General features: G+C 61.2%; 35 protein-coding genes. 4 read left to right on the top strand and 31 right to left on the bottom strand.

What is annotated here, in order from left to right:
• Positions 1-29: 29 nt before the first annotated feature.
• The gene (locus B4M43_RS12395; protein WP_296267470.1) at positions 30-323 is read right to left on the bottom strand and encodes a hypothetical protein; all 294 of its coding nucleotides are present in this window, start codon (positions 321-323) and stop codon (positions 30-32) included.
• A 152-nt stretch (positions 324-475) separates the two neighbouring features.
• On the opposite strand from B4M43_RS12395, the gene B4M43_RS12390 reads away from it, so the two are divergent.
• Positions 476-943, top strand: a complete 468-nt coding sequence (locus tag B4M43_RS12390; RefSeq protein WP_296267469.1) for a hypothetical protein — start codon at positions 476-478, stop codon at positions 941-943.
• Between the two features lie 80 nt (positions 944-1,023).
• Here the strand turns inward: B4M43_RS12390 and B4M43_RS12385 are convergent, their stop codons facing one another.
• Entirely contained in the window at positions 1,024-1,398 is a 375-nt protein-coding gene (locus B4M43_RS12385) for a DUF2513 domain-containing protein (protein ID WP_296267467.1), read from the bottom strand.
• 178 nt (positions 1,399-1,576) lie between these two features.
• Between B4M43_RS12385 and B4M43_RS12380 the strand changes: the two genes are divergently transcribed.
• A complete protein-coding gene (locus B4M43_RS12380; protein WP_296267464.1) occupies positions 1,577-1,795 on the top strand; it encodes a hypothetical protein in 219 nt (72 codons plus the stop codon).
• A gap of 208 nt (positions 1,796-2,003) precedes the next feature.
• Here B4M43_RS12380 and B4M43_RS12375 read toward each other — a convergent pair whose 3' ends face one another.
• The 15 genes from B4M43_RS12375 to B4M43_RS12305 form a co-directional block, all read right to left on the bottom strand.
• The gene (locus tag B4M43_RS12375; RefSeq protein ID WP_296267463.1) at positions 2,004-2,300 is read right to left on the bottom strand and encodes a DUF1799 domain-containing protein; all 297 of its coding nucleotides are present in this window, start codon (positions 2,298-2,300) and stop codon (positions 2,004-2,006) included.
• Positions 2,301-2,317: 17 nt separating this feature from the next.
• Positions 2,318-2,698 carry a phage tail assembly chaperone gene (locus B4M43_RS12370; RefSeq protein WP_296267461.1) on the bottom strand — a complete coding sequence of 127 codons (381 nt, stop codon included), beginning with the start codon at positions 2,696-2,698 and terminating at the stop codon, positions 2,318-2,320.
• A gap of 9 nt (positions 2,699-2,707) precedes the next feature.
• On the bottom strand, positions 2,708-3,367 hold the full coding sequence (locus tag B4M43_RS12365) for a phage tail protein (protein ID WP_296267459.1): 660 nt from the start codon (positions 3,365-3,367) through the stop codon (positions 2,708-2,710).
• A gap of 36 nt (positions 3,368-3,403) precedes the next feature.
• Entirely contained in the window at positions 3,404-3,832 is a 429-nt protein-coding gene (locus B4M43_RS12360) for a phage tail terminator-like protein (protein WP_296267458.1), read from the bottom strand.
• Positions 3,829-4,503: a hypothetical protein gene (locus B4M43_RS12355; protein ID WP_414707838.1), complete on the bottom strand. Its 675-nt coding sequence runs from the start codon at positions 4,501-4,503 to the stop codon at positions 3,829-3,831. The genes B4M43_RS12360 and B4M43_RS12355 overlap by 4 nt, the downstream gene beginning before the upstream one ends.
• Position 4,504: 1 nt before the next feature.
• Positions 4,505-4,897, bottom strand: a complete 393-nt coding sequence (locus B4M43_RS12350; RefSeq protein ID WP_296267455.1) for a hypothetical protein — start codon at positions 4,895-4,897, stop codon at positions 4,505-4,507.
• Between the two features lie 2 nt (positions 4,898-4,899).
• On the bottom strand, positions 4,900-5,277 hold the full coding sequence (locus B4M43_RS12345) for a hypothetical protein (protein ID WP_296267453.1): 378 nt from the start codon (positions 5,275-5,277) through the stop codon (positions 4,900-4,902).
• Between the two features lie 4 nt (positions 5,278-5,281).
• Positions 5,282-5,653, bottom strand: coding sequence for a HeH/LEM domain-containing protein (locus B4M43_RS12340; protein ID WP_414707837.1), 372 nt, complete (start codon positions 5,651-5,653; stop codon positions 5,282-5,284).
• A 40-nt stretch (positions 5,654-5,693) separates the two neighbouring features.
• Positions 5,694-6,734 carry a phage coat protein gene (locus tag B4M43_RS12335; RefSeq protein ID WP_296267451.1) on the bottom strand — a complete coding sequence of 347 codons (1,041 nt, stop codon included), beginning with the start codon at positions 6,732-6,734 and terminating at the stop codon, positions 5,694-5,696.
• A gap of 15 nt (positions 6,735-6,749) precedes the next feature.
• A complete protein-coding gene (locus B4M43_RS12330) occupies positions 6,750-7,517 on the bottom strand; it encodes a hypothetical protein (RefSeq protein ID WP_296267449.1) in 768 nt (255 codons plus the stop codon).
• 110 nt (positions 7,518-7,627) lie between these two features.
• Positions 7,628-8,689 (bottom strand): minor capsid protein, encoded by a 1,062-nt coding sequence (locus tag B4M43_RS12325; protein ID WP_296267447.1) that lies wholly within the window; start codon positions 8,687-8,689, stop codon positions 7,628-7,630.
• The gene (locus B4M43_RS12320; RefSeq protein WP_296267445.1) at positions 8,631-10,100 is read right to left on the bottom strand and encodes a DUF4055 domain-containing protein; all 1,470 of its coding nucleotides are present in this window, start codon (positions 10,098-10,100) and stop codon (positions 8,631-8,633) included. Before B4M43_RS12320 ends, B4M43_RS12325 begins: the two co-directional genes overlap by 59 nt.
• Positions 10,100-11,428 (bottom strand): terminase, encoded by a 1,329-nt coding sequence (locus B4M43_RS12315; protein WP_296267443.1) that lies wholly within the window; start codon positions 11,426-11,428, stop codon positions 10,100-10,102. Before B4M43_RS12315 ends, B4M43_RS12320 begins: the two co-directional genes overlap by 1 nt.
• Entirely contained in the window at positions 11,403-11,879 is a 477-nt protein-coding gene (locus B4M43_RS12310; RefSeq protein WP_296267441.1) for a DUF2280 domain-containing protein, read from the bottom strand. The genes B4M43_RS12315 and B4M43_RS12310 overlap by 26 nt, the downstream gene beginning before the upstream one ends.
• 31 nt (positions 11,880-11,910) lie before the next feature.
• Positions 11,911-12,519, bottom strand: coding sequence for a putative metallopeptidase (locus B4M43_RS12305; protein WP_296267440.1), 609 nt, complete (start codon positions 12,517-12,519; stop codon positions 11,911-11,913).
• 72 nt (positions 12,520-12,591) lie between these two features.
• On the opposite strand from B4M43_RS12305, the gene B4M43_RS12300 reads away from it, so the two are divergent.
• The gene (locus tag B4M43_RS12300) at positions 12,592-12,798 is read left to right on the top strand and encodes a hypothetical protein (RefSeq protein WP_296267438.1); all 207 of its coding nucleotides are present in this window, start codon (positions 12,592-12,594) and stop codon (positions 12,796-12,798) included.
• Positions 12,799-12,828: 30 nt separating this feature from the next.
• Here the strand turns inward: B4M43_RS12300 and B4M43_RS12295 are convergent, their stop codons facing one another.
• Positions 12,829-13,257 carry a proteasome subunit beta gene (locus B4M43_RS12295; protein ID WP_296267437.1) on the bottom strand — a complete coding sequence of 143 codons (429 nt, stop codon included), beginning with the start codon at positions 13,255-13,257 and terminating at the stop codon, positions 12,829-12,831.
• 171 nt (positions 13,258-13,428) lie between these two features.
• On the opposite strand from B4M43_RS12295, the gene B4M43_RS12290 reads away from it, so the two are divergent.
• Positions 13,429-13,761, top strand: a complete 333-nt coding sequence (locus B4M43_RS12290) for a hypothetical protein (RefSeq protein WP_296267436.1) — start codon at positions 13,429-13,431, stop codon at positions 13,759-13,761.
• A gap of 29 nt (positions 13,762-13,790) precedes the next feature.
• On the opposite strand, the gene B4M43_RS12285 is transcribed toward B4M43_RS12290, so the two are convergent.
• The 13 genes from B4M43_RS12285 to B4M43_RS12225 form a co-directional block, all read right to left on the bottom strand.
• Complete coding sequence (locus tag B4M43_RS12285; RefSeq protein ID WP_296267434.1) at positions 13,791-14,099, bottom strand: hypothetical protein; 309 nt, start codon at positions 14,097-14,099, stop codon at positions 13,791-13,793.
• Positions 14,096-14,422 carry an MFS transporter gene (locus B4M43_RS12280; protein WP_296267433.1) on the bottom strand — a complete coding sequence of 109 codons (327 nt, stop codon included), beginning with the start codon at positions 14,420-14,422 and terminating at the stop codon, positions 14,096-14,098. Before B4M43_RS12280 ends, B4M43_RS12285 begins: the two co-directional genes overlap by 4 nt.
• Before the next feature lie 265 nt (positions 14,423-14,687).
• Positions 14,688-14,855, bottom strand: coding sequence for a hypothetical protein (locus B4M43_RS12275; RefSeq protein WP_296267431.1), 168 nt, complete (start codon positions 14,853-14,855; stop codon positions 14,688-14,690).
• A gap of 703 nt (positions 14,856-15,558) precedes the next feature.
• Positions 15,559-16,149, bottom strand: a complete 591-nt coding sequence (locus B4M43_RS12270) for a hypothetical protein (protein ID WP_296267429.1) — start codon at positions 16,147-16,149, stop codon at positions 15,559-15,561.
• On the bottom strand, positions 16,146-16,508 hold the full coding sequence (locus B4M43_RS12265; RefSeq protein ID WP_296267428.1) for an endodeoxyribonuclease RusA: 363 nt from the start codon (positions 16,506-16,508) through the stop codon (positions 16,146-16,148). Before B4M43_RS12265 ends, B4M43_RS12270 begins: the two co-directional genes overlap by 4 nt.
• Positions 16,505-16,807, bottom strand: a complete 303-nt coding sequence (locus tag B4M43_RS12260; protein ID WP_132578470.1) for a nuclease domain-containing protein — start codon at positions 16,805-16,807, stop codon at positions 16,505-16,507. The genes B4M43_RS12265 and B4M43_RS12260 overlap by 4 nt, the downstream gene beginning before the upstream one ends.
• Positions 16,804-17,274 (bottom strand): hypothetical protein, encoded by a 471-nt coding sequence (locus tag B4M43_RS12255; protein ID WP_296267423.1) that lies wholly within the window; start codon positions 17,272-17,274, stop codon positions 16,804-16,806. The genes B4M43_RS12260 and B4M43_RS12255 overlap by 4 nt, the downstream gene beginning before the upstream one ends.
• Before the next feature lie 294 nt (positions 17,275-17,568).
• Positions 17,569-17,700 (bottom strand): hypothetical protein, encoded by a 132-nt coding sequence (locus B4M43_RS12250; protein ID WP_296267421.1) that lies wholly within the window; start codon positions 17,698-17,700, stop codon positions 17,569-17,571.
• Positions 17,697-17,981, bottom strand: coding sequence for a hypothetical protein (locus tag B4M43_RS12245; RefSeq protein ID WP_296267419.1), 285 nt, complete (start codon positions 17,979-17,981; stop codon positions 17,697-17,699). Before B4M43_RS12245 ends, B4M43_RS12250 begins: the two co-directional genes overlap by 4 nt.
• Entirely contained in the window at positions 17,981-18,166 is a 186-nt protein-coding gene (locus B4M43_RS12240) for a DUF1382 family protein (protein WP_296267418.1), read from the bottom strand. Before B4M43_RS12240 ends, B4M43_RS12245 begins: the two co-directional genes overlap by 1 nt.
• A gap of 88 nt (positions 18,167-18,254) precedes the next feature.
• Complete coding sequence (locus B4M43_RS12235; RefSeq protein ID WP_296267416.1) at positions 18,255-18,908, bottom strand: hypothetical protein; 654 nt, start codon at positions 18,906-18,908, stop codon at positions 18,255-18,257.
• Positions 18,908-20,245 carry a replicative DNA helicase gene (gene dnaB, locus B4M43_RS12230; protein ID WP_296268387.1) on the bottom strand — a complete coding sequence of 446 codons (1,338 nt, stop codon included), beginning with the start codon at positions 20,243-20,245 and terminating at the stop codon, positions 18,908-18,910. The genes B4M43_RS12235 and dnaB overlap by 1 nt, the downstream gene beginning before the upstream one ends.
• Positions 20,245-21,234 (bottom strand): replication protein, encoded by a 990-nt coding sequence (locus tag B4M43_RS12225; RefSeq protein ID WP_296267415.1) that lies wholly within the window; start codon positions 21,232-21,234, stop codon positions 20,245-20,247. Before B4M43_RS12225 ends, dnaB begins: the two co-directional genes overlap by 1 nt.
• Between the last annotated feature and the right edge of the window lie 73 nt (positions 21,235-21,307).

Here is a 21,307-nt window from a genome sequence, read left to right as displayed (position 1 = left end):
GCCGAGGCGGGTTCTTTGTTGGATTCTGTTTAGTTATGTACGTTGTAGCATTCGGCATAGATCAGGTTACGGAACTCCGAGATTTCCTGCTTCCTGGCGCTTTCGCTGTCTCTGATCGGCGATGCATATGCTCGCATGATCATTGCGTTTGCGAATTGGCTTTGGTTACCCACTGTGGACATCGCCTCTTCAAGTAGTACGCCGTCTTGACGAGCAGCCATAGCCTTGCCGGCATTCGCAGACACCTTCTTGCAGATCTCCTCACCCTCAGCCATAGCCGATGCTGAAAAAATGGCAAGCGCGAAAAAAATTACTTGCTTCACGGCAGTCCTCCTTGGTGGAGGTCAGAATCTACCACTATTGGCAAGTGACGCCAAAACCATGCACCGCGTTTGGGGGCGGTTAGGTGCGCGTACACGTTGATCGTAGTCACTGGTATTCTGGATGGCTAGCCACGCCAAAGGACTGGATTTGCATGACTACTACTGGACTGCCAAAAACCGCAAAGGCTGACAGCTTGCTTTCATCGGTTACAGTCTGTTTCGTCCCGCGAGCTTTTGCCTCGAACACCCTGAAGAATCTCAGCCTGGTTGGCACCCTGTGTAAGTATGGCGATCACGAGTTCAAGCGGATCCAGAAGCTCCGGTGTGACCTCTACTTCCCTGCCGGTTCTTTCATTGCTCTTGACGAGAACGGCAACATCGACAGTGCTCACACGTGGTCAGACATTGGTCAGCTAGACTACGCCCTAAATGATTACCTGAACTTCTTGATGGACTTGCGAAAGATCTATGAGGGGAGAGGCAGCCGCGTGGAAAAGGTTGCTGCGATCGAGAGGCTTGCCCTCGAAACTGGACGGCAAGGTCACGCGCATAGCTACTTCGTGAGCAAGCACGGCGGCGCGGATCAGCTCTTCGATAAATGTGCGTGCCGCAAAAAATAACGCTTGGTCAGGCCAAGCCCCAGGCTTTTTGATGGTGCCAGACGCAAAAAGCCCAGCGCGGGGCTGGGCTCGTCTGCTCATCAAGGAAGCTCGATTCCCAATCGCTCCCTTAACATCTGCTTGCCATAAGCTTTACCAAGCTCCACAAGCATGCCGAGGCCGGCCACGCCGGCCTTCTCGGCTCCGCTTTTGGTCCTGCGCCAGATTTCTGGGTCACGAACCGTGTCGAGGAACTCATGGCCTTGATACGTCAGTCTCTTAGGCTGCCACTCGAAGTGGTTCATCCCGCCTAACTGGATGCCAACTACAAGACCAGCCTCATCCAGCAGCATGACGTGATACGAGACGTCTTTAGCGGCCCGCCCATCAATGGAGAGCGTCATCCAGCCAAGGGCCTCGTCATGCGCCTCCACCGCTAGAAGAATCTCGCGTACCAACTCCTTGTCTAGCTTCAACGCATTACCTCCCTTAAATGCAAAGACAGTATCAGGAGCCTGTCAGGGCATCCAGTGTGGATGGAATGCCAGTACCAACGATAGCTGGAGCCGTAGTAGCGTTGTGCCTCCCAACGAACCGCCCTGGTCCGTTGCCGGAAAGCCCATGGACTGGGGAGTCACGACCTAGGAGGTCAATATGACAGACGCAACAACTCAAAGTGAAATAAAAGCTATCAGTCTTGCGGTGCGCTGTCTTGCGGCAAGCCTTAAACAAACTGGCGTGCTGAACGAAGACCTCTATGTGGCCAGACTTGCGTCTGCAATCGGTAGCGATTACAAAGCGGCCGAGAGCAAAGAGGTCTTCGATTTGGTTCTGCAGAACTTTATCGATGACATTAAACGCTCGGGCAAGTAAGCGACCTAAGCTGACCAATCTTTGCTGCGAGCTGCTCATCGCTCGCAGCCCTGCGCTTGCACTCCTTATGGATATCCTGCTTTTGCTCAGCAGTTAGCATATTTCCTCCTGCGGCCTAGCCGCTCCATAACGCGTCCCGATGACGCAACACAAGGCGTGTCCGGTCAAGCCACGGCCCACCGACCACGATGATTTCCGATGGCCTGACCTACCCCAAGGACTCAGCCATAACAGCCAGAGCCTCGACCTCGAAAACGCGCAGGTCCGGGAAGATGTCGACGAGGTCTCTTCGCTTGATCCCAAGCATTGCGGCGGTGGCCGGCACGGCCGTGTAGTCCAACCCCGAAGCCCCACCCTGCCCTGTACGCCACTGCGTGCCCATCGCCTCAAATAGCCGCAAGGCTGGCCAGGCATCCGGCCATACCTCGACCTCTTCGTCTGGAACGTCCGCCAGGCTCAGGCCCAGCGCACCAAGCTGCTCGGCAGTGGGACCACGCTCATACATGGCCCGCGCCGCCGCCCTCAGTTTCCCAGGCGTGCCGGGGCGTAGGCTGCTTGATAGGCGTCGATCACGGCCTTCGGGGCGCCGGTGCAGGTCAGCACCAGCTGGCGCACCGACTCATCGGTGTAGTCGTCCTGTAAGCCCCAACCGTGCACGATCTCCTTGATCTGGTCGGCCTGCAGTTGCACCTCGCTGCGGGTGACCTCGGCCCAGGTTGCGCCCTCCTTCGCTTGGTCGGCCAGCGACTCGCGGGCTTGGTTCCAGCGATCGAACATCTCCGCCAGCGCCAAGCGGTCGAAGTAGCGGAATTCGAACTTCACTTCGACCGGCTCGGCGCCGACGCGCGGCAACAGCACTGCAGCGCTGAACGTGGGGTTCTGCGCAATCTTGATCTTCGCCATAGGGGTTCCTTACGCGGCCTGGATGTAGCGCAGTGGACGGCCCGACAGGGCCACGTTGATGGTGCGGGTCATTAGGCTGTTGCGCTCCATGGTTGGAGTGCTGGAAATGCTGACATAGCCCGGGTAGAGGATCTGGTCGCCGTTCGGCAGCTTGAGGCGCAGCACGGTCAGCGACTTGGTATCGCCATAGCCCTCAACCAACGCGACATAGGCGGCGGTAGGCTGGTCCTCGACGGTGATAGCCAGGTTGATCGGGTTGCGGTTGGTCGGGAACTGGCGGTCGTCGTCGTCCTCCAGGTAGCCAACGGTGAGGTACTGCTGCTCGCCGCCAGACGAGGTGAACGCGGTCACTTTGGAGATCTGCGCCCAGTTGCTTACCGGGAGCACCGAGCCCACGCCGGCGCCGGCGGTGTACTTGTCGGTGTTGGTGGTGTTCAGCCCGCCCATGGAGAACTTGTCAGTCGCCACGTTAGAGGCGCGGACCGCGCGGTCGTTGATCAGCGACCAGCCCGAGTTCACCACCAGCACGTCTCCGTTCTTGATGGTGTGGCCGGCGGCGGTGGCCACCGGTGGTGCGGCATTGGTGAGCGCGGTGTAAGCGACGGCATTGCCGAGAGATGCGGCGATCTCCAGCACAGAGCCGTTCGGCAGCGGGAAGCGTGCGGCCATGGTGTATTCCTCTTGGTGGCCCGCCGGGCGGCGGTGTTATGCCCCTGCGGGCGGTTGGTCCGCGATGCCGCGGTAGGTGAAGCTGGTCGGAACGGTGTAGGCCGCCGACTCGGTGATGGTGGGCCCCTGCTCCACTGGCTCGGTGATCAGGCCTTCGAAGCCATTGCGGCTCAGCGGAGAGTCAGCCCGGAAGATGCTCGACAAGTCGTCGACCAGCGCCTCGGCAGCTGCCAGTGCCTGGCCAGCCGGGCACACGATGCTCACCTGGTAGACGCCGGTGTATTCGTAGGCCTCGCCGCCCAGGTAGTTACACACGGTGCTGCCAGGCAGCAGGTAGGCGCGAAGGTAGGTCTCTCCAGGTTCGGCCTCGAATCCCCCTTCGAAGTTGGCCACCCGAATCGGGCGCGCCGCGGCCCAGGCCATCAGCTTGATTTCGATCGCTTGACGGGCTCTGGCCTGGCTCATACGCGGTTGCTCCGGATGGCTTGGTCGACGATGCGCTGGAAGTTGGCCAGGGTTACCCGGACCATGCCCCCCGGCGCTTGGGTCGAATGGCCATACTCGAGCGGAATCGCGTATGGGAGGTTGTTGACGATGTAGGCCGTCTGGCCGATGGTCAGCGCCTGCACCTGGTTCAGCAGGGCAGAAATCGCCTCGTTGCCGGATGGGTCGATGCGATCAAGCTCGTTGGTAGCCGGCGAGTCGATCGAGAACTGCCAGTTGCCTCGGAAGCGGCCGCCGACGTAGCCCTGCCCCGTCACGAGGCCGTTCACAGCAAAGTTCTGCTCGCGCTCGGTCTTCGTCAGTGGTTTAGCGTACTTCACGCCCTTGCGCAGCTTGCCCGACTTGGTGAAGTTGCTTTCGTTGAGGTTGATCAGGGTGTTGCGGATGGCGACCTTGTAATCGTAGTCGTCAGCAGCGCGCGTGTTCGCGTTTCGATGTACCACGTTGGCCGCCCATATTTCAGGGTTGCCCACCGGCGACATGCGAATGACGCTGCTGCCGATCTCGATCACGATCTCGCGGAAGGTCGCGTCGAGCGCGTGCTGAGCCTGTTCGGCGAATGCGCGAATGCTTTCAGCGAAACCGCCGTCACGCCCGCCATACCGCTGGGTCATGTGTGAGCCACGGGGCATGTCATTTCCTCAGCTGAATGGTCCACGTCGCCCTGGCTGCATCCTCGGAGACGTTGAGGGCGCGATACCCGCTTACCTGATCTCCAATCTTGGGCGCAGCCGGGACATCGGTAACGGCAGCGACCTGGACTTCGAACAGTTCGTTTTGCAGTACAAGCAGCTTCACGTCTTCCGTTTGGATGCGTGAGCCGTCGATCTCCTTGGCCAAGTAGCTGCCGAACACTCCCCGACCCGAGTAGTGGAGCGTTGAGGTCGGTACCGTGCCGCCGATGGCGGGGTCGTAACCGCCTTTGATAGAGCGTGATCCCGCGACAGACCGAACGGCATCAGCCAAGCCGTCGGGGTCGTCGAAGGCCTCTGCGAGTTCGGCCTGCAGTTCTTCGCGCATGCCCATGGCTAGACCCTCTTGAGCATCACGGTGCCCGGTCGGCGCGTCCACGGCGCGATGAGGTCCAGTGCGAAGTTCTCGGCGGTGGACCGATCGGTCGAGCCAGCGACGTAAGTCTTGCTGACCGAAGTTCCGGACTGAGCCGATACCGTTTTGCTCTGCACTTCGCGATCGGTGTCCTTGTAGAGCTTGCCGGCCACAGCCAGCTTGGCCACCTGCGCGCCAGCGGACTTGATTGCGTCCGGCACCGCCTCAGGTACCGCGCGCTTGATCTTGGCCGTGAGCCAGGCGTTGGCCATGGCCACGGCAAGGACCGCATCACCGGCGCCCGCCCAGTCCTGACCCAGCAGCTGGGCCACATCGGCCTCGGTGACGAAGTCGGTCATGGCCTTACTCCTGCGGGATCAGTGCTTGCAGGTCGGGCTTCTTCGCGCTGGCGTCGAACTCGATCCCTTTCGCGGTGAGCCATTCCTTCAGCTCGGGCACGTTCATCTTGTGCGGGTCGGTCTCGGCACTGCCACGTTGAGCCGCGATGGCTGCGTCGATCTCTTCCTGGCTGCTGCGCGAGGCGTAGCCTTCCGGGGGGTAGCCAGAGGCCTGATAGCCGGCTGCTACAAACTCGCCAACGGTCGGCCCATCTTGGCGCAGCCCATTCCCGCCAACACCGTTGCCACCTGGTGCGGCCGATTGCGCCTGTTTGCGCATCCGGTTGATCTGGGCGAGTGTCAGCTGCTCACCCGGTTTGATGTCGTCTTTGCTCATCATCGTCTCCACGGAAACGAGGGCCGAAGCCCTCATCGACTCAGGCGCCTTTGATTTTCAGAAAGGCGATCGGCACGTTCTTGCGATCAACCACGCGATTCCAGTTGGCGGCCTTGCGCAGGTCGGCCAGCAGTGGCGAGAACTCGTCCAGCGCGGTGTCCGCGCCGGTACGTCCACGCACGTTGGCGCGATTGGTGATGTCGTCACCGGTGAACTGGTAACCGAACGGGTGCAGGATCCAGGTCTTGCGCTCCCACAGGGTTTCCACGCCGCCGCCGTTGCCCGCGCGCGCCTGACGCTCGATCTCTTCCGGCACCTCTGGGGTGCCCTCGCCATAGCCGAAAGCGCCAGCACCGAACAGGACTGCGGTCGTGACGATACTCGCCGGGTCACCCACACTGGTTGCCGGCATGGAGTCATCGACGATCACGCGTTGACCCATGAAGGTCGGGATGGTCAGGTTGCCCTGGCTGTCCTTCACGTAGTCGATGTCGTCGGCATCGACCATCTGCTTGTAGGCCAGCGAGTGCACAGCGATGGCCGAGAGCTGGCCGAAGGCATCACCGAGGGTGAACACGGCCGAGGTGAACGCTTGGCGCGACCACAGACCCGCAGCACCGTCATAGACCATGTCGCCATCGTCGTTCGCTTCGTTGTCCGCCAGCAGGCCTACGGCAGAGGCGATGATGCGGCGCTGCCACTGGCGCTGCCAGTAGGTGCCGAAACGGTTGCGGATACGCTGCATTGGATCGGAGCCAGCCAGCTCCACCACCAGATCAGCGGCCGAGTAGCCTTGGTTCAGGTAGCTGATGCGAGCCTTTTGCAAGCCGGAGCCCAGCTTGTTGGGTGCGGCCATGTCAGCTGGATCGTCGTTCGAAGCATTGGGCTCGATGGACGCATCCAGATCGCGCCATAACGGCACTTGGATTTCCTGACCGCCGGTGTTGGCTTTGGCGTCGAGCATCGGGTTACGGACCACAACGCCGGACTCGAAGAAAGCGGTCTTTTCGGGAGTGTTTTCCGCCTGGTAGTCGGCGTAGACCTCGGGGATCACGGCATCGGAAAGGCGAGTAGTCGCCATAGGGTGTTACTCCTGTTAGGTGGCATCGCGCAGCTGGCGATATTTCGCCGGGTCCGACCGGTAAAGGGCGGTACGTTCGGCTTCGGTCATGTCGGTGAACTTCTGCGTGGCCTTGCCACCTTGATCGCCGGTAGGTCCGGCACCCTGGGCCCTGGGCCACAGGTGAGTAGCGGTCTCGCGCAGCGATTCCGCCCATTCGTGAGGAGACAGCGGGCTCTTCCCGTCCTTGCCGTAGATGATCTGGCCATCACGGTCGGTGGCGATTGGCTCACCGTCTTCGCTCAGTTTGAAGGTACCGCGGGCGCGCAGAATGATGTCCTCGGCAGCCTCAGGCAGCGCGCCGGCCTTGATGGCAGCGGCGCGGATGGAGTCGGCCAGCACCTTGTCGCTGTACTTGGCAGCGAAGGCTTCGGCCTTTTCGGCGCGCTCGTTTGCGGCCTTGATCTGTTTGTCGAGGTCGCCGCGCAGCCGCTCGGTTCGACGGCTGACAACCTCGTCCAGCTTGCCTTCGGCGATCAGCTTGGTCTCTTCGTCCTGGCCGGCCTTGGTCAGCAGGCCTTTGACGGCCTCGATGTCTAGGCCATCGAACTTGCCCTTGATCCCGTCCAGCTCGGTCTTGATGGTCTTGTTGGAGTCGATCAACTCGCGGTTCTTGGTCTTGAGGCCCGAGACCTCGCCGTCCAGGAATTTCTGCACCTCGCCGCCCAGCGCTGCCTTGAGTGCTGCGGCCTGGGTCTCGTCGAGGGTGAGGCCGTGGGCGGCCGGGTCAAAGTCAAAAGGCATGTGGGTATCCCCTGGGGATTGATTGGCCCGCCTCGCGGGCAGAAAAAAGCCCCGCGGTGCGAGGCGTGGTCCGCGCCACAAAATCGTGGCTTGGTGTTTTGTGGCGCGAATCAGTTGATGCCGGCCCGCTCGAACGCCAACGGCTCCAGCTCCTTGAGCTGGTCCAGCGTCAGCGGCTTGAAGTTCTTGTCCAGTTGCAGAGAGGCGAATCGCTCAGCGGTAAGCCCGCCATCGCGGAACAGTTTGGCGCGCACCGGGCCGAGCGCAGCGTCTTGGAAGCTCGCGGGTTGCGTCTTGAGCCATTGGTAATAGCTCAGGCCGGCGGACACCTGCGCACCGCCCGAGTCCCCCACGGATGCGCGCGTGGCGCCCTCTGCGAACTTTGCCGAAAGCTTGGTGATTGGCGTGATGGTCGTCCGGCAATTGACGTGAAACGGCGGTACCGGCCCTTTGCCTATCTCGAACTCGCGACCGTCTAGGCTCTTGCACTGCTGGCTGGTCTTCCGGTCCAGGGTGGCCACGATGCGGTAGCCCGGCACGAACTCAGCGTTCGCGGCCAACGTCTCCATGCGCGCCGTAGCGGACACGTGCTGCACGGCGGTGTGCACGACTGCCTTGGCGGTGCGGTTGCTGACCGCCAGCACGCCATCGGTGAAGTTCTGTGCGGCCGTGCCGCGTATAGCCTGGGTGATCTGCGCATTGGTCTGACCCTGTACCACGCCAAGCCGTATGGCGTTGGTGACCCGGGTCGACTCGGTCCGCGTCCAGCCTTTCAAGAACGGCTTGAGCAGGGTGCCGCCGTCGATGCCGGCCACCTGTAGCGGCTGGGTATTGATCGCCGTCCGGATAAGCGGGTCGGTCGGCATGATCGCGTCAATCAGCAGCGACTCGGCCAGGCTTCTGCGCTCGAATGCTGCTTCGTAGAGCGCGATGTCGACCAGGTCGGACTGCATGCGGTTGCCGAAAGCCTGATAGACGTCCAGCAGCTTCCCGCCTACCCGGCCCAGAAACTCCTCAAGCCGGGACCGGCTGTAGGTCGTCAGCTCCTTGCGGGTCAGCTGATCCCGCACCTGGGTATCTACCTGGCGCAGGACCGTCTCGAACTTCTTGACCTCACCGGCCTTGAGCCGCTCCAGCAGCACCGCGTGTCGACTGACCTGCTCCAGCAGCATCTCGTCTGCCGTTTGCGTCGGTTTCGTCGCCATTGTCTCTATCCAGGTCAATGCCGGCCGACTCACGCTCGTCGCTGATCAGCCCGGCCTCTTCGTCGTAGGCCCGCTCGGGCAGCTTGCCGGTGGTGAGGTACTGCCAGTAGGTCTCGGCGCTGATCGTGCCGGCCATGACGCTCTTCTGCAGCTCACCCAGCACCTGGGCGTCTACTACCGGAATTATGAATTCAGGCTTGACCTTGAACACGACTTCATCGGCGTTGTACCCCGTCCACTCAGCGGCGTAACGCAGCGCTTGCTCGATGGCCGCCGCCGCAGTAATGACGATGCTGTGCAGCGTGGCATGCTGGTCGTTCTGGCGCGTCTTGCGCGCCTCGCCCGACTCGGTGCCGGACACGTCCATGACCTTGGCGCCAGCCTCAAGGGCTGCGCTCTTCTGGTCGGCCATGGCGGTGCGTACGGCCTGGACGCCAGCGCCCTGGAACTCAAGGTAGCCGCAGGAACCATCCTTACCCAAGTCCCAAGCCGCTGATGGGCCGGTCACGCTCAACTCCACGCTCTCATCCAGGCCGGACACCCACGGCTGCGGGTGGCTGGTCTGGTGCAGCGCTGTGAAGTAGTCCGCGCTGAGTTGGTAGGACTTGAGCGCCGCCCGCGCCATGGTCAGCAGCGGAATCTCGTCCACGTCCGGCGAATTGTCAGTCGAGCCGCAGTAGATCACTGGGATGTACTCGAGGCCGCGCACCAGCTGGTTGCCGGTGCCGACAGTCCCGAGCGGGCGCTCATCCTCGATCAGCTCGCCCGCCTCATTCCGCACGGCCGTGTAGCAGACCTGGTCTCGCATGAAGAACTCGCGGAACACGATCTGGCAGTCATGGCTGTAGCGGTCCTCGGCCTTCTTGCGGAACTCGCGGAAGACGGCCAGCACCAGGTCCTGCCGTCCGCCTTGGTCGGCTGTGTCCCAGTTGATCGCATTGCGCACGGCGTAGGTGGCGAAGTACGGCTGGCCCGCGTCATCGACGTTGACCACCAGCGGCACCCGGCCGTGTGAGATCGCTTGGCGCACGATGCGCAGGAACAGCTGCGTCAGGCCGAAGCCATCAGCGGTAGCGTTGTCCTCCAGCCCTTTGAGGCCGCTGGGCAGCTTCACCTCCGGGATCAGGCGCGACACCAGGCCCATCATCGAGCGCAGCGAATCGCGCACCCAGTGCTCGTACTGCGCGCGGGCCGTGTAGTTCTGGTAGAGGTAAGCGTTGCCCTGGCCGTCCAGCTTTTCAGCCTCGACCATGCCACTGGGCTTGGGCAGGTTGACCGAGCTGCGCTTGATGGCGCCCTCGCCTTCCAGCGCGTCGTCCATCATCCGCCACTCATTGATGTGAGCGTCGAAGTCTGGGTTGGTGGATTGAACAGGCATTACGCCAAACCTCCGATGCGGCGAGTGCCGGCCGACTGGCTCTTGATTGGGTACCGCTTGGCGATGAAGTAGCCGGCGGCGTCGTTCATGTGGTCGTGGCCCTTCTTCGGGTCTTTGTCCGGCACACCATTCTTGTCGTAGGTTTGCCGCTCCAGGCACTGCGTGAGCTTAGGGCACTGGTCAATGTTGACCTTCAAGCGCCGCTCGCCGTAGGTATTGAGGAACATGGCGTTGATCGCGTTGACTCGATCCTTGACGCCTGGGTTCTGCGAGTCGACCACCACGGTGAAGCCGGCCTTCTTCAGCAGCGAGATGTCCGATTCACTGGCGTTCTTGCTGCTGGTGTTCTGGCCGCTGGCGTCCGGGTAGACCGAGACACCATGGCCTGGGAACCGGGCCTGAATCTTCTCGATCATCTCCGGCGTATCGCGCACCGTGTGGAACTCGTCGAGCGCCAGCGGCAGACCGTCACGCACGACGTACACCACGGCGCTCATCTTCATCACGTTGAAGTCCATGCCGATGTGCAACGCCTCGCTTGGCTTGATGCGTTCGCTGGTACCGCACTCCGCACGGTCGAAGGTGTAGTAGACGACCCCGGCGTAGTTCTCAAACCCTGCCTCGTATTCTTGGCGGAAGGTACGCGGGTCCATCTTGCGCCGAGCTGCATCCAACTCCTCGGCTGGGACGTTGCCGCCCTGCAGCGATGTGTATTGCCAGCTCTTGTGGTCAGGCTCGCCGCCGGGCTGGCCGTCGCGGTAGGTGTCGTAGCAGTGGTTGAAGCCTTTGGGTGTGCCGATCCGCAACGCGTGACCGCCCTTGCGCGACTCGCCGGTCTGCGGAATAGTGTACTGGCAGGTCGAGAGCATCGGCCGGAGAACCTCCTCCCAGGCCGCCCAAGGGCAGTCGGCCCACTCATCCACCAGAACGAAGAACAGGCCAGAGCCGCGCAGGTTATCGTAGTTGTCCAGACCGACCACGCGCATGATGTGACCGGACTTGAGCGTGATCGAGCACTCGGTCTCGTTGGGGCGTGCCGCGCGCCAGGCCTCTGGGATGGCCTGCTTCAGGCGACGCCAGAACACGCGCTTTGCTTGCTTGAACGTCGGCGCGCCGTACCAGATTTCGTCCTCGACGCTTACGCCCCACTCCGCAGCCAATCGGGCCGCGCGGCGCATCTCTGCTTTGCCCAGGAAGGTCTTGCCGAATCGCCGGCCGCATACCGCATCACGAAAGCGCGCCTGAGGCTGAAAGCCCCACACGTAGATGTTCGCCTGCTTGGGCGTCAGCTTGACCGGCGCGTCATAGGTACGGGGTAGTCGGGACATTCTCGTCTGGCTCCAGCGTGTACTCAGCAACGGCGTGCTGCTGGTCCGCCTGGGAGCCCAGGGGCTTATCGGGTTCGAGCTTGCGGTTGACGTACATGTCGCCGCACTCCTTGGCCGCCTGCTCGTAGAGCTGAGCTGTCAGGGCCAGGTTGCGCATGTTCTCGGCCTTCTCGGCCATCCGACCGAGGCCACGCAGGCGGAACGCTCGATTGGCGATCGGGATCTCGGCTGTCTCCTCGCGGAAACGCTTGCGCGCGTCTTCGAACATGACTACCCAGCGTTTGGCCAGGCGGTGCGCGGCGCGCTTCGTTGGGTCGTGGCTTTCAACCGACTGGCGGCTTACCACAATCCCGAATTCGTTTTTGACGGCCTCAGCCACTTGAGATGGCGTATCGAAGCAGGCCAACGCCTGAACGATGAAGGCCTTCACCTCGTTGCTCAGGGCTGCCATAGGTTTAGGTTCCGTCAAGCGCCTGTCAAAACTACGCCGACTTCAGCAGGCAGGTTCCGCAGGCCCTCGCAATGTTGATCTTGGCCACCTCGGGCGGCCGGCTTGCAGCGTCGATTAGCTGCTGTACATCCTGGCTGGCACCGTACCGGCGGACCACGCCGATGAACTCCTCGACTTCGTGCCCACGCATCTCCAGTTTGGGCATACCGTCCTGGGTGAACTTGGGAGCACCGTACTGATCGGTCGCCTGCGCAATGTGATACAGCTCATGCTCGACCAGGGCGCAGAACTCGTCGTCGGTGCACTGGGCGCAGTAGTCGGCAGCGAACGTGATGAGGAACTGCGGCTCTTCGCCGAACCACTCCCGCATCTGCTGCTCTTGGCGTGCCTTCTGCCAGCCGCCCGCCCGGAACATCACCTGCTCAGCCTGACCGAGCACTGTGCGCCCCTGCTTGGCGAACGAATGCGATGCCCATAGCACCTCTAAGCTGGCATCCAACAAATGGGCGTGGTCGGGGTTATACAGGCTGCCAGTGCTGGCGAGAATCTCGCGCTGTACCCACTCCCATACCTCAGCAGCGGGCTTAAGCACAAGGAGTGGGGATTCGACGAGTTCGGCCGATGGTAATGGTCTACTCATTTTGGTCCCTCACCTTGAAAAGATGGCGTCTTGCCGCTATTGGTAAAGCTCGACTAATTCAAGGAGAGCAATATGTCTGATCTGTTCAAGAATCTGAATCGAAGCGGTATGGGAGGCAAGGGATCTCCGATGATGACTCGCGAGGCTGCGGTTGGTGCTGCACTGGAGCTCATCTCTGCACGGGTATCTAGCCCTGGCATAGTAGAACTCAAAAATGAGATGGATAACCTCTCCAGGTACGCCGACCAAATTCAGGCGGCTTTGCAAACTGCAGAATGATAGAAAGTGCCGCATTCACCTGCGGCACACCTACCCAGCCACTCGAAAGGTCACGACCTTCCCGCCGGTGTAGATGTCCCGTTTCATGGCGGACCGCACCGCTTGTTCTGCACTTGCCCCCATGTCCATCGCCGCAAGGGCGTAGGCCGATCCGCTACCGATAGCGTCTGGGTTTGCAGGGTCAAGTTCCTGTTTCCAGATACCGGTCTTGTCGTCATGCCCGACTAGCAGCAGCTTACCGCTGTCGATCGCATAGCCTGAGCACTCGACCGACACCTGAGACGGAGTCCCGAAGTAGGCAGCAATCAGCGCCTTCTCATCGCACACGGCACCAGATAGGAAGAAGCTGACCCCTTCTACGACCTGGCACTTCGAGCACTCATCGGAAATGATTGTCCCGTTTCGGGTCTGGCGCGTGTCATGCGCAATCACACCGTTTTTGTAAGCGATGGTGGTCATGGCTTCCCTCGGGGAGTTGGCGCCACGAAAAGGCGCATGTCGATTTTGTGGCGCGCCAAGGCAACACCCCAACTAGGGCATTCGTCCCACTCATGACGCCACTCATTACTCTTGTCGTCAGAAGCGAATGCAGGTATTGATTGCCGTTTTCGCAGCTTCTCGTTGGGAATCATGGAAACGTTGCTCAAGACCTTCGCGTCTGGCGTCATGCCGATACTGGCTGTCATATTGCTGGCTGTGGCGTATCGACATAACAGGAATAAATGGCGATCAAAGATCGACGCCGAGCTGCAAACAGCCCTAAGCCGATTGAGCGTTGATTGCTACACGTTGATCGTTGACAAGCTCACCTCGCCAAGCCCCAGCAGAACAGCCGACGTCTACCGTATCCTGCATGACAATCAGGACCGCTATTACCTATTCATCAAAACTGGTCAGCACCCAGGAGTACTGAAGCTTCTTCCAAAGGAGCAAGCACTTTTGGCTGCTCGAATGAATGGGTAAGGCGAGTGAGTCAGTCCTAAGTCTTGCGCTCAGCCCCGCTTGCACAGGTCGCAGTCCAAACGCCGGCAGATCCAGCGCTTCACCCGCGGCCAGTAGGTGATGACGAACATGTGGCGGATACCGGCCAAGGCCAGGGCGACGTGCATCGTCACGCCGGCGGTGTTCGGGGTGAAGAACATGCGGTCCGATCGGGCCAGGATGGCGTAGCCGCTCAGGGCAATGATCGCGTACAGGATCTTGCCGACCACACCGTCGCGCACCTTTCCGCTCAGCACAGCCCAGGATGCCCACAGCGCGATGACGCCGGCGGCAATTGCGTTGACGTACTCGATGATCATGGGTTCGGCCCTCCGAACTTGGACCTGATGACAGACCAGAGATCAGCGGCCTTGATGGCGCGGGTGATGGCGGCGATCAGCGATCCGCCGAAGGTGCCCAGCAGGAAACCAACGCCAGCGACACTACGCGGCTCGGTGATGCCGAAGTAGGCACTGACCATGCCGGTCAGGTAGTGGGCGCAGGCCATGCCGGTGAGCAGGAAGAGCAGCCAGGCCTTCCTGTCGAGCAGATCGTCCTTGTGCCAGCGCGTGGCTACCAGGGCACCGAGCAGACCAGCGATAGCCAAGTCAGCCTTCTCGAGCAGGCGGTGAAAAAACTCCATGCTCGACCTCTCAGCAAGCGTGAAATAAAACCAGACCTGGGGTCTGCTGTGGCTTTGAGATGCTAGCCCGTTCAGCAAGGTGACCGCGCTTGGGTCTAATCAGTTGAGTCCATGCCATTCACCGTAATAATAATTCGCTACCGATAGCAGCCACGAATAAAATCTTGAAAATATGCGAAAGCAAAAAACCGCCCGTAGGCGGTTTATCTTCCAAGAAACGCATTATTTACAGCACCAGCGTCCAGTAATACTTACCCTTGTAACTTCAGGGCGTGCGCTTTTGTTCGATACTCTCGGTTTTATCTTGATGGCTATACAACTCGGCCTTCGAGGCGCGCCCAATCTGCTTGCCTTTTTGCGCATCATCCTTTTTATCGGATCCAGGAGTACCATCTTGCGCATCTGGAAAGCCTTTAACATTTTTTTCTTTCATAAATCCCCATGCTGCCTAAGCCATTTTTAGGTGGAAACACTTCGATTTCTAACTCAGTGGATGAGCTGAGCATCCCAGCGCCTTGTGGGATGCGCCCAGTTGGCAGCTTTTCGTTGCTCAGGGGACAATGGTTGGTATCTTATTTCGTAATCGACGTAATCGTCCCGATCCTCAGGATGTGATTTATTATTTTCTTCCGGATCATTCTCAGGCTCCGGGTCAGTATTACGTCTCGCAATTACTGCCGGACTACTATGAGTAATTTTCATAAGCACCTCTCAATGGCTCAAAAATTCGAGCCATTCTGAGTATGCGCTTTATAAATCTGAGTAAATACTTATCTGACCGCCGGACAGGATCAACAAATCACACCGCAGTTCAGTACTTCTGATGTGGAGGCAGCGCCGCTGCCTCATGATGACTCAAATACTTGAGCACATCTTAACCAAACTCGATACCTCAATCCATTAGCCGAGGGCCATTCTGTGTCGCGCTGTTTCAAGCTGGATGAAAAAGGCGCGGTGCATGACGTAGTTGAGCATCGCCAGGCCGAGGACCAGCAGGCTCCAACAGGTTGATCGAGCCATACGGGGCCTTGTGTGCGGGCAACAAAAAACCCGGCGCGAGGGCCGGGTCTTGTGATGCGTTTGCCAAAGGCAAAATTGTCAGAATGGCGAAATAGTGTCACCAGCCGGACAATTCGTCAAGCGGCCATTTTCATCTCTTTCAACACCCGTGAAATTGGCACCAGTGCGTCACGATCAAGGTCGTTGCACGCGGCGAAACAGGCGTCGATGAACCCCTCCCATTCCCTGCCCCACTGCTCGGACGACAGTTCCAGGCCGTGGATGGCCAGCAGGCACGCGCGGAACACCTCAGGCGTTGGGCACGGGTCGATGCCTTCGCTCTGTCCACCCTGGTGCATACGGCGGTACCGGTACAGCACGCCGGCGGCGACCATGCGCGCCTTCTCGAATTTCTTGGCGTACATCTTCGGCCCGGCGTTGTAGGCGGTCACGAACACCAGCTCTTCGGCCAGCTCGCGGTCGTCGTCGTTCTCGACCGGGTTGTACATCCAGCTGCCGAACGCCCGCAGCGACTGCGGCAGCGTGCCGATGGCCTGTTGGATGCAACCGGCCAGAGCCTGGTGCATGGCATGGCTCGCCTTGCGCTGCTTCTGCGTGGTCTGGACCATGGCGCCGAGCAGGCCCAGGTTCTCGATGAAGGCGCCCTGGCTGTCCCAGGCGGTGTACAGACAGTCGTGCCAGGCTTGGCGTGCGCTGTTCAATTTCATGCTGCGGCCTCCATCGGCTCGATACGGACGCGCACAGCGCCGCCCTTGGTGGTTTCCTTGCTTACCCGGATTTGGGTGGCGAACACGTTGTCGTCGATGCCCAGGGCGTCTGCCAGTCCATCACGGCCTGCTTTGAACATGGCCAGCAGGTTGTCGTCGTCGCGCCGGCGGCGGTCGGGCGGCACGAACTCGACCACCAGCAGCGCCTGGCCTGCGGGCGTTTGCAGGCCGGCCTGCTTGGCGAGCACGTGGCACGCCGCTCGATAGGCCTTGGCCGCCCTGCTCTTTTTCGACCAGTGCACCCGTGCATTGGGGCTGCATACGGCCGGCGGCCAAGGGAGAAGAACTACCTGGTTCATGCCGCCCCCTTGACCGTCATCAGCCCGGCGCGGATCAGGGCCTCATGCGTCTCCGCGATAGCCCTGGGCATGTCCGACCAATCCACCTCGCCCCGCCCGCGCCCGTCCAGAACATCGTGGCAACTCGAACAGGCGTAGACCGCCACGGTGTCGAAGCCCTTCATGCCCATGCCCTTCTGGCCGCATGGCAGGTGCGCCAGCACAGTCGTTTCCGGGTTGAAGTTGCAGGTGCCCGGAATTCGAACGGCACAGTCCTGACCACGGGCGCTGTCGCGGACCTTCTTGCTCACGACCCTCATGCCGCCACCTCGCCCACCAAGTCGCCGAAGAACACGCCCTTAGCCGTGAACTCGGCCAGGATGCGGTCGGTGTAGGCCACGCCTTGGGCGCGATTGAACAAGCTGGTCACCGGGAACCCGTCCGGGCCGAAGAGCTTGCACTCGCCCATCATCGCCAGCTTCTCCTCGTACGGCAGGTGGCGCATGACCCGGTACCAGGCCTGCTGGAACTCGGCGTCTTCGTTCAGCAGGATCTGCACGCCGATGTGCAGCTTGCAGTAGCGCCGGGCGTCGGCCGCGTCGCCGATCTGGGTCATCTCCGCGATGCGCTTGTAGAAGGCGAACCACAGCGCGTTCTGGTCCAGGGTGCGGTCCTTGCCTGGGCGCAGGCTGACCACCACGAATTTCTTGTCGCGGTACATGCTGGTGAGCATGGTTACCGCCTCCGAGAGCTTGGCCTGGCAATTGACGCTGATCCTTTCGGCCATATCAGAAATCCTCATCAGCTGCGCGCATGCGGCGTAGGTAAGCGAGCCTGCGGCTGCGGGCAGCGAGCTTGCACAAAAGGCAGATCAGCGGGAACGCTATTGGGGCAAGCGCCAGGAGCGCTATGGCGAGAAGCATGTTCCCGATGGCGCGAGACAGAATGCCCATTGCCTCGAGCAACATTCGCAAGCCGTAAGCCCAGCTCCCGTGCTCGGCAGCCATTGGTATTCCGCAGAAAACCATTCGCGCAATCCCTCTGTAGTCAGGCTTGAACTGACGTTTCGTATCCCATTGCCTCATGCCGCCACCTCACACGCCGGCCAGATCATCCGAGCCTCACGCAGCGCCCCGGCGTGATCCAGGGCCTGCTCCAACAGCACCATCGAGAAACGGTGGGTGCCTACGGTTATGGTCCAAGTGCGCTTCATGGGGTCACCTTCAGGCCCTGGTTCTCGATGGCCTCGCGGCACACATCGACCACCTCGAATGGCGTGTACTCGTTGGTGCGGATGCAGGCTTTGGTAGGCAGATCCACTGCCACGGCCTCGCGGGATTCCTTCCAGGCATCCACATAGCCGCAATAGAGCCAATGGACCGTGTTCGATTTGTAGGAGTCGTGGTTACCGCGACTAAGATCCAGTCCGATATCAGTCAGCCCAGATGAAACAACCCAGGCCTCGAATCTCTCGCGCATCTTGTTGGTGTCCATCAGTGCTGCTCCTCGGCTTCGGCCTGCGTAGCCATTCGCTCAAGACGCTCATCCACTTGGCGAACCAAGTCGGCCTGGTCGGCTTCGTTGAGCACCGGGACCGGCACGAACAACACGCCATGCTCGGCATAGGTGCGCGCGGCTTCGAGTGCTCGCCGCATGGATACTGGGGTTGCTCGCATCATCACTTGCACTCCTTGCCGGCCACAGGCCCGCGCTTGTACTTGGCCAGCAACTGCGCTCGGGCAGCGGGCGCAGTGGTGGGGATACGGTTCATGCAGCACCTCGCTGGGATGTCCGGAACTGCTGGCGGTCGAGGAAGGCCTTTACGCCCTTCTCGCAGACAGTCGGCTCCGGCGCGTCGGTCAGGCGCTGGGCGTTCAACGGCCCGTGGATTTCGCGCAGAACTCGCTCCATCTCGGATCGATCGGCCAGCTTCAAGAACATCTCCTCGAGGCAGTCGACCACCGGGCGGACGTAGTCCATCTCGTTGTCCATCACCGCGCAGGTCATCAGGGAAGCCATGACGGTGCTGACGTGGTCCCGCACCAGGCGCTGCAGGTCGATGGGCGAAATGTTGCTGTGCCAGCCACGCGCGCCGCGCATCAGCAGGCCGCAATTGAACAGGCCGCCGCCGTCGGCATGTGGCCGGCCCACCAGGAAGAACACCTCCTTGCCGGTGCGAGCCATGACGGCGTCCGCCTTCTCGATCTCCTCGGGCGTCGGGGCAACGCCTTTGACTTCGAGGTAGCAGCCGACATGGGGCAGCCAGAAGTCCGGCAGGTAGTAACCGTCATCGACGCGGACCAGGTCCGGTTCGTAGAGGTAAAAAATCCCGACCGAGTCCAGCAGCCGAGCCCACATCAGTTCGGTGTACGAGCGAAGCCGGTAGCCATGGTGGTGGTAGATCGTTCTGCGCTGTCTCATCAGAAATTCACCTGCACGACGTTTGCCTGGCTGGACCGGGCCGCCAGAGGAATGAAGCGGGAGCGATCGCCCTGGAAGACCGTGGGCACTGTGCCGATCTCGCCATCGCGGTTCTTGCGGATGAGGATTTCGCCAATGCCCTTGTCCTGGGTGTTCGGGTGGTACACTTCGTCGCGGTACACGAACATCACGATGTCGGCGTCTTGCTCGATGGCGCCGGACTCGCGCAGGTCGCTCAGTACCGGGCGCTTGTCGGGGCGGGATTCGCAGCCGCGGTTCAGCTGCGACAGGATGATCACCGGGCATCCCATCTCGCGCGCCAGCAGCTTGATCTGGCGCGACATGGCGGTGACGTCTTCGGTGCGGCCCTTGCCCTCGCCTTCCACTAGGCCGAGGTAGTCGATGACGATCAGACTCAGGCCGCCCATGCGGTGCGACTGGCGCCGGGCGATGGATCGGATGCGCGGCATGGTCATCACCGGCACATCGGAGACGCAGAGCGGCGCGTCACGCAGCTTCAGGGTGGCGGCATTCAATTCAGTCACATGGTCGGCAGCGCACACGCCCGACTTCAGCGCCGGCAACGGGATACCGCCGACGGCCGCAAGCAGACGATCCATCAGCTGGGTCTTGCTCATCTCCAGGCTGACGACCAGCACCGGCTTCTTCTGCCCAACGGCGACGTCTGCGGCCACGTTCATCGCCAGCGTGGTCTTGCCCATCGCCGGGCGACCCGCGATCACGATCATCTGGCCCGGTTTCAGGCCCTGGGTGTATTTGTCGAGGTCGAGAATGCCAGTGCTCAGGCCATCCATGATCTCGCCCTGTTCGAAGCGGTCCAGGCGCTCCTGCAGGATCTCAACGTGATCAGCCAGGATGTCGCCGATCATCTGGCACTCGCCTTCCTTGCCGGCGGCGTCCAGGCCAAGCACGATCGACTGCGCCAACGACACCTTGTCCTCGACGCTAGCCTGCTCATGGGCCACTTCGTTGATGCGCTCGGCGGCCGATGCCAGCTGCCGGCAGATAGCGCGATCCCGGATGATCTGGGCATAGCTCTTCGCGTTTGCCACGCTGGGCGTGTTGGTCAGGATCTCGGCGGCATAGCCGAAGGTCTTGGTGCCGCTCGGCAGCGCGCCGCGGCGCGATTCCAGCGTGATCGGGTCAACCGGTTGGCCATCGGCGTGCAGCTCCAGGACCAGCCGGTACAGGTCGGCGTTGTCATCCCATGCGAAGGCGTCGGCGGCTAGGTCATCGGACAGGACGTCGATCAGGTGCGGCTGGCGCAGCATCGCGCCCAGGACGCCGTGTTCGGCCTCGAGGCTGTGGAGGTCCATCATTGGGCTGCCTCCGAGATTTCGCGGAAGACAGCGCGGCTTACCAGGGCCTCAAGGCGCGGCGTGACGTTCGCCCCGCGGAAGAACACCTGGCTGCGGTTGTTGGCCTTCTGGAAGAACCCAAGCCAGAAGCCCTGGCCGCTCTGATGGGCAGGCGACTCGCTCCATCGCTCGGCGATCATGCTGCGCAGGACGCGGTCGGTGGCCACGGTCACCGCCGGCAGGTTCGGGCAGACCCGGTGGTACAGCTCGATGATCTTGTCGACAGGCACGCCGGCCTCGCTGGCACCGTTGGGGCTGCGCTTGAACGCACGGCCCAGCCAGTTGACCAGGAAGCGACGCCAGTCCTTCTTCGGCTTGCTGCCGCTGGCCCAGGCCGCTGCACGCTTGATCTCTGCCTCAACGTCGATCGGTGCATAGGCGCTGGCCCATTTGGTGATCAGGTCGGTGGTGACTTGGAAGTCTTCGCCGTTGAACGAGACCGCAGTTGCCTCAGGCTGGGTGGGTTCAGCCCCCTGGGGGGCAGTAATCTGTTCCGTAGGAACAGTTACTAGGGGAGATTTCTTTGTATAAAGATGGGAAGTTGCCGTTTTGGTCTCACTCGACTTGGGCACCAGTGAGACAATTTGGGCTGAGTGAGACGATTTGGTCTCACTGAGACCAGTCTTTTTCACTTCGTAGAACACCCACTCGTTGATCGGGGAAATCCCGATATCGCCGCGGCTACCACCCACGCGGAAGATGATGCGGCGCTCGAGTAGGTGGCTGATTGCCTTAGAGGTGACATCCCGGCGCATGTTGGTGTGCTTGCCCAGATCGTCAGCAGAGAGACGCTTAGCCTCGACCTGGTAGCCGATGGTTTGGCGAGCGATCGCCATCACCACGCGGAGCTCACGCGCCGGCAGGTCGACGGTGGCCAGGGCCTCCATCAAGTCGTTGTCCATCCGGGTAAACCCCCCGGTATTGCGAAGTGTGGTGATATTTGTCATGATTCCTCTCACGAACGCTGTAACGAAATCGCCGACCTTGCCCGTCGGCTTTTTTGTGCCTATTGCTCAGCCG

The organism is Pseudomonas sp. UBA6562 (assembly GCF_002434265.1).
In the GTDB taxonomy this organism is placed as follows: Bacteria; Pseudomonadota; Gammaproteobacteria; order Pseudomonadales; family Pseudomonadaceae; genus Aquipseudomonas.
Note: the sequence above shows the minus strand (reverse complement) of the source record. Positions and strands in the feature narration are given on the sequence as shown.

Excerpts from the sequence above, each read along its gene's own strand:
- B4M43_RS12390 (WP_296267469.1), top strand. The coding sequence starts at position 476 with ATGACTACTACTGGACTGCCAAAAACCGCAAAGGCTGACAGCTTGCTT.
- B4M43_RS12380 (WP_296267464.1), top strand. The coding sequence starts at position 1,577 with ATGACAGACGCAACAACTCAAAGTGAAATAAAAGCTATCAGTCTTGCG.
- B4M43_RS12375 (WP_296267463.1), bottom strand. The coding sequence starts at position 2,300 with ATGTATGAGCGTGGTCCCACTGCCGAGCAGCTTGGTGCGCTGGGCCTG.
- B4M43_RS12370 (WP_296267461.1), bottom strand. The coding sequence starts at position 2,698 with ATGGCGAAGATCAAGATTGCGCAGAACCCCACGTTCAGCGCTGCAGTG.
- B4M43_RS12365 (WP_296267459.1), bottom strand. The coding sequence starts at position 3,367 with ATGGCCGCACGCTTCCCGCTGCCGAACGGCTCTGTGCTGGAGATCGCC.
- B4M43_RS12360 (WP_296267458.1), bottom strand. The coding sequence starts at position 3,832 with ATGAGCCAGGCCAGAGCCCGTCAAGCGATCGAAATCAAGCTGATGGCC.
- B4M43_RS12355 (WP_414707838.1), bottom strand. The coding sequence starts at position 4,503 with ATGCCCCGTGGCTCACACATGACCCAGCGGTATGGCGGGCGTGACGGC.
- B4M43_RS12350 (WP_296267455.1), bottom strand. The coding sequence starts at position 4,897 with ATGGGCATGCGCGAAGAACTGCAGGCCGAACTCGCAGAGGCCTTCGAC.
- B4M43_RS12345 (WP_296267453.1), bottom strand. The coding sequence starts at position 5,277 with ATGACCGACTTCGTCACCGAGGCCGATGTGGCCCAGCTGCTGGGTCAG.
- B4M43_RS12340 (WP_414707837.1), bottom strand. The coding sequence starts at position 5,653 with ATGAGCAAAGACGACATCAAACCGGGTGAGCAGCTGACACTCGCCCAG.
- B4M43_RS12335 (WP_296267451.1), bottom strand. The coding sequence starts at position 6,734 with ATGGCGACTACTCGCCTTTCCGATGCCGTGATCCCCGAGGTCTACGCC.
- B4M43_RS12330 (WP_296267449.1), bottom strand. The coding sequence starts at position 7,517 with ATGCCTTTTGACTTTGACCCGGCCGCCCACGGCCTCACCCTCGACGAG.
- B4M43_RS12325 (WP_296267447.1), bottom strand. The coding sequence starts at position 8,689 with ATGCTGCTGGAGCAGGTCAGTCGACACGCGGTGCTGCTGGAGCGGCTC.
- B4M43_RS12320 (WP_296267445.1), bottom strand. The coding sequence starts at position 10,100 with ATGCCTGTTCAATCCACCAACCCAGACTTCGACGCTCACATCAATGAG.
- B4M43_RS12315 (WP_296267443.1), bottom strand. The coding sequence starts at position 11,428 with ATGTCCCGACTACCCCGTACCTATGACGCGCCGGTCAAGCTGACGCCC.
- B4M43_RS12310 (WP_296267441.1), bottom strand. The coding sequence starts at position 11,879 with ATGGCAGCCCTGAGCAACGAGGTGAAGGCCTTCATCGTTCAGGCGTTG.
- B4M43_RS12305 (WP_296267440.1), bottom strand. The coding sequence starts at position 12,519 with ATGAGTAGACCATTACCATCGGCCGAACTCGTCGAATCCCCACTCCTT.
- B4M43_RS12300 (WP_296267438.1), top strand. The coding sequence starts at position 12,592 with ATGTCTGATCTGTTCAAGAATCTGAATCGAAGCGGTATGGGAGGCAAG.
- B4M43_RS12295 (WP_296267437.1), bottom strand. The coding sequence starts at position 13,257 with ATGACCACCATCGCTTACAAAAACGGTGTGATTGCGCATGACACGCGC.
- B4M43_RS12290 (WP_296267436.1), top strand. The coding sequence starts at position 13,429 with ATGGAAACGTTGCTCAAGACCTTCGCGTCTGGCGTCATGCCGATACTG.
- B4M43_RS12285 (WP_296267434.1), bottom strand. The coding sequence starts at position 14,099 with ATGATCATCGAGTACGTCAACGCAATTGCCGCCGGCGTCATCGCGCTG.
- B4M43_RS12280 (WP_296267433.1), bottom strand. The coding sequence starts at position 14,422 with ATGGAGTTTTTTCACCGCCTGCTCGAGAAGGCTGACTTGGCTATCGCT.
- B4M43_RS12275 (WP_296267431.1), bottom strand. The coding sequence starts at position 14,855 with ATGAAAGAAAAAAATGTTAAAGGCTTTCCAGATGCGCAAGATGGTACT.
- B4M43_RS12270 (WP_296267429.1), bottom strand. The coding sequence starts at position 16,149 with ATGAAATTGAACAGCGCACGCCAAGCCTGGCACGACTGTCTGTACACC.
- B4M43_RS12265 (WP_296267428.1), bottom strand. The coding sequence starts at position 16,508 with ATGAACCAGGTAGTTCTTCTCCCTTGGCCGCCGGCCGTATGCAGCCCC.
- B4M43_RS12260 (WP_132578470.1), bottom strand. The coding sequence starts at position 16,807 with ATGAGGGTCGTGAGCAAGAAGGTCCGCGACAGCGCCCGTGGTCAGGAC.
- B4M43_RS12255 (WP_296267423.1), bottom strand. The coding sequence starts at position 17,274 with ATGGCCGAAAGGATCAGCGTCAATTGCCAGGCCAAGCTCTCGGAGGCG.
- B4M43_RS12250 (WP_296267421.1), bottom strand. The coding sequence starts at position 17,700 with ATGAAGCGCACTTGGACCATAACCGTAGGCACCCACCGTTTCTCGATG.
- B4M43_RS12245 (WP_296267419.1), bottom strand. The coding sequence starts at position 17,981 with ATGGACACCAACAAGATGCGCGAGAGATTCGAGGCCTGGGTTGTTTCA.
- B4M43_RS12240 (WP_296267418.1), bottom strand. The coding sequence starts at position 18,166 with ATGATGCGAGCAACCCCAGTATCCATGCGGCGAGCACTCGAAGCCGCG.
- B4M43_RS12235 (WP_296267416.1), bottom strand. The coding sequence starts at position 18,908 with ATGAGACAGCGCAGAACGATCTACCACCACCATGGCTACCGGCTTCGC.
- dnaB (WP_296268387.1), bottom strand. The coding sequence starts at position 20,245 with ATGGACCTCCACAGCCTCGAGGCCGAACACGGCGTCCTGGGCGCGATG.
- B4M43_RS12225 (WP_296267415.1), bottom strand. The coding sequence starts at position 21,234 with ATGACAAATATCACCACACTTCGCAATACCGGGGGGTTTACCCGGATG.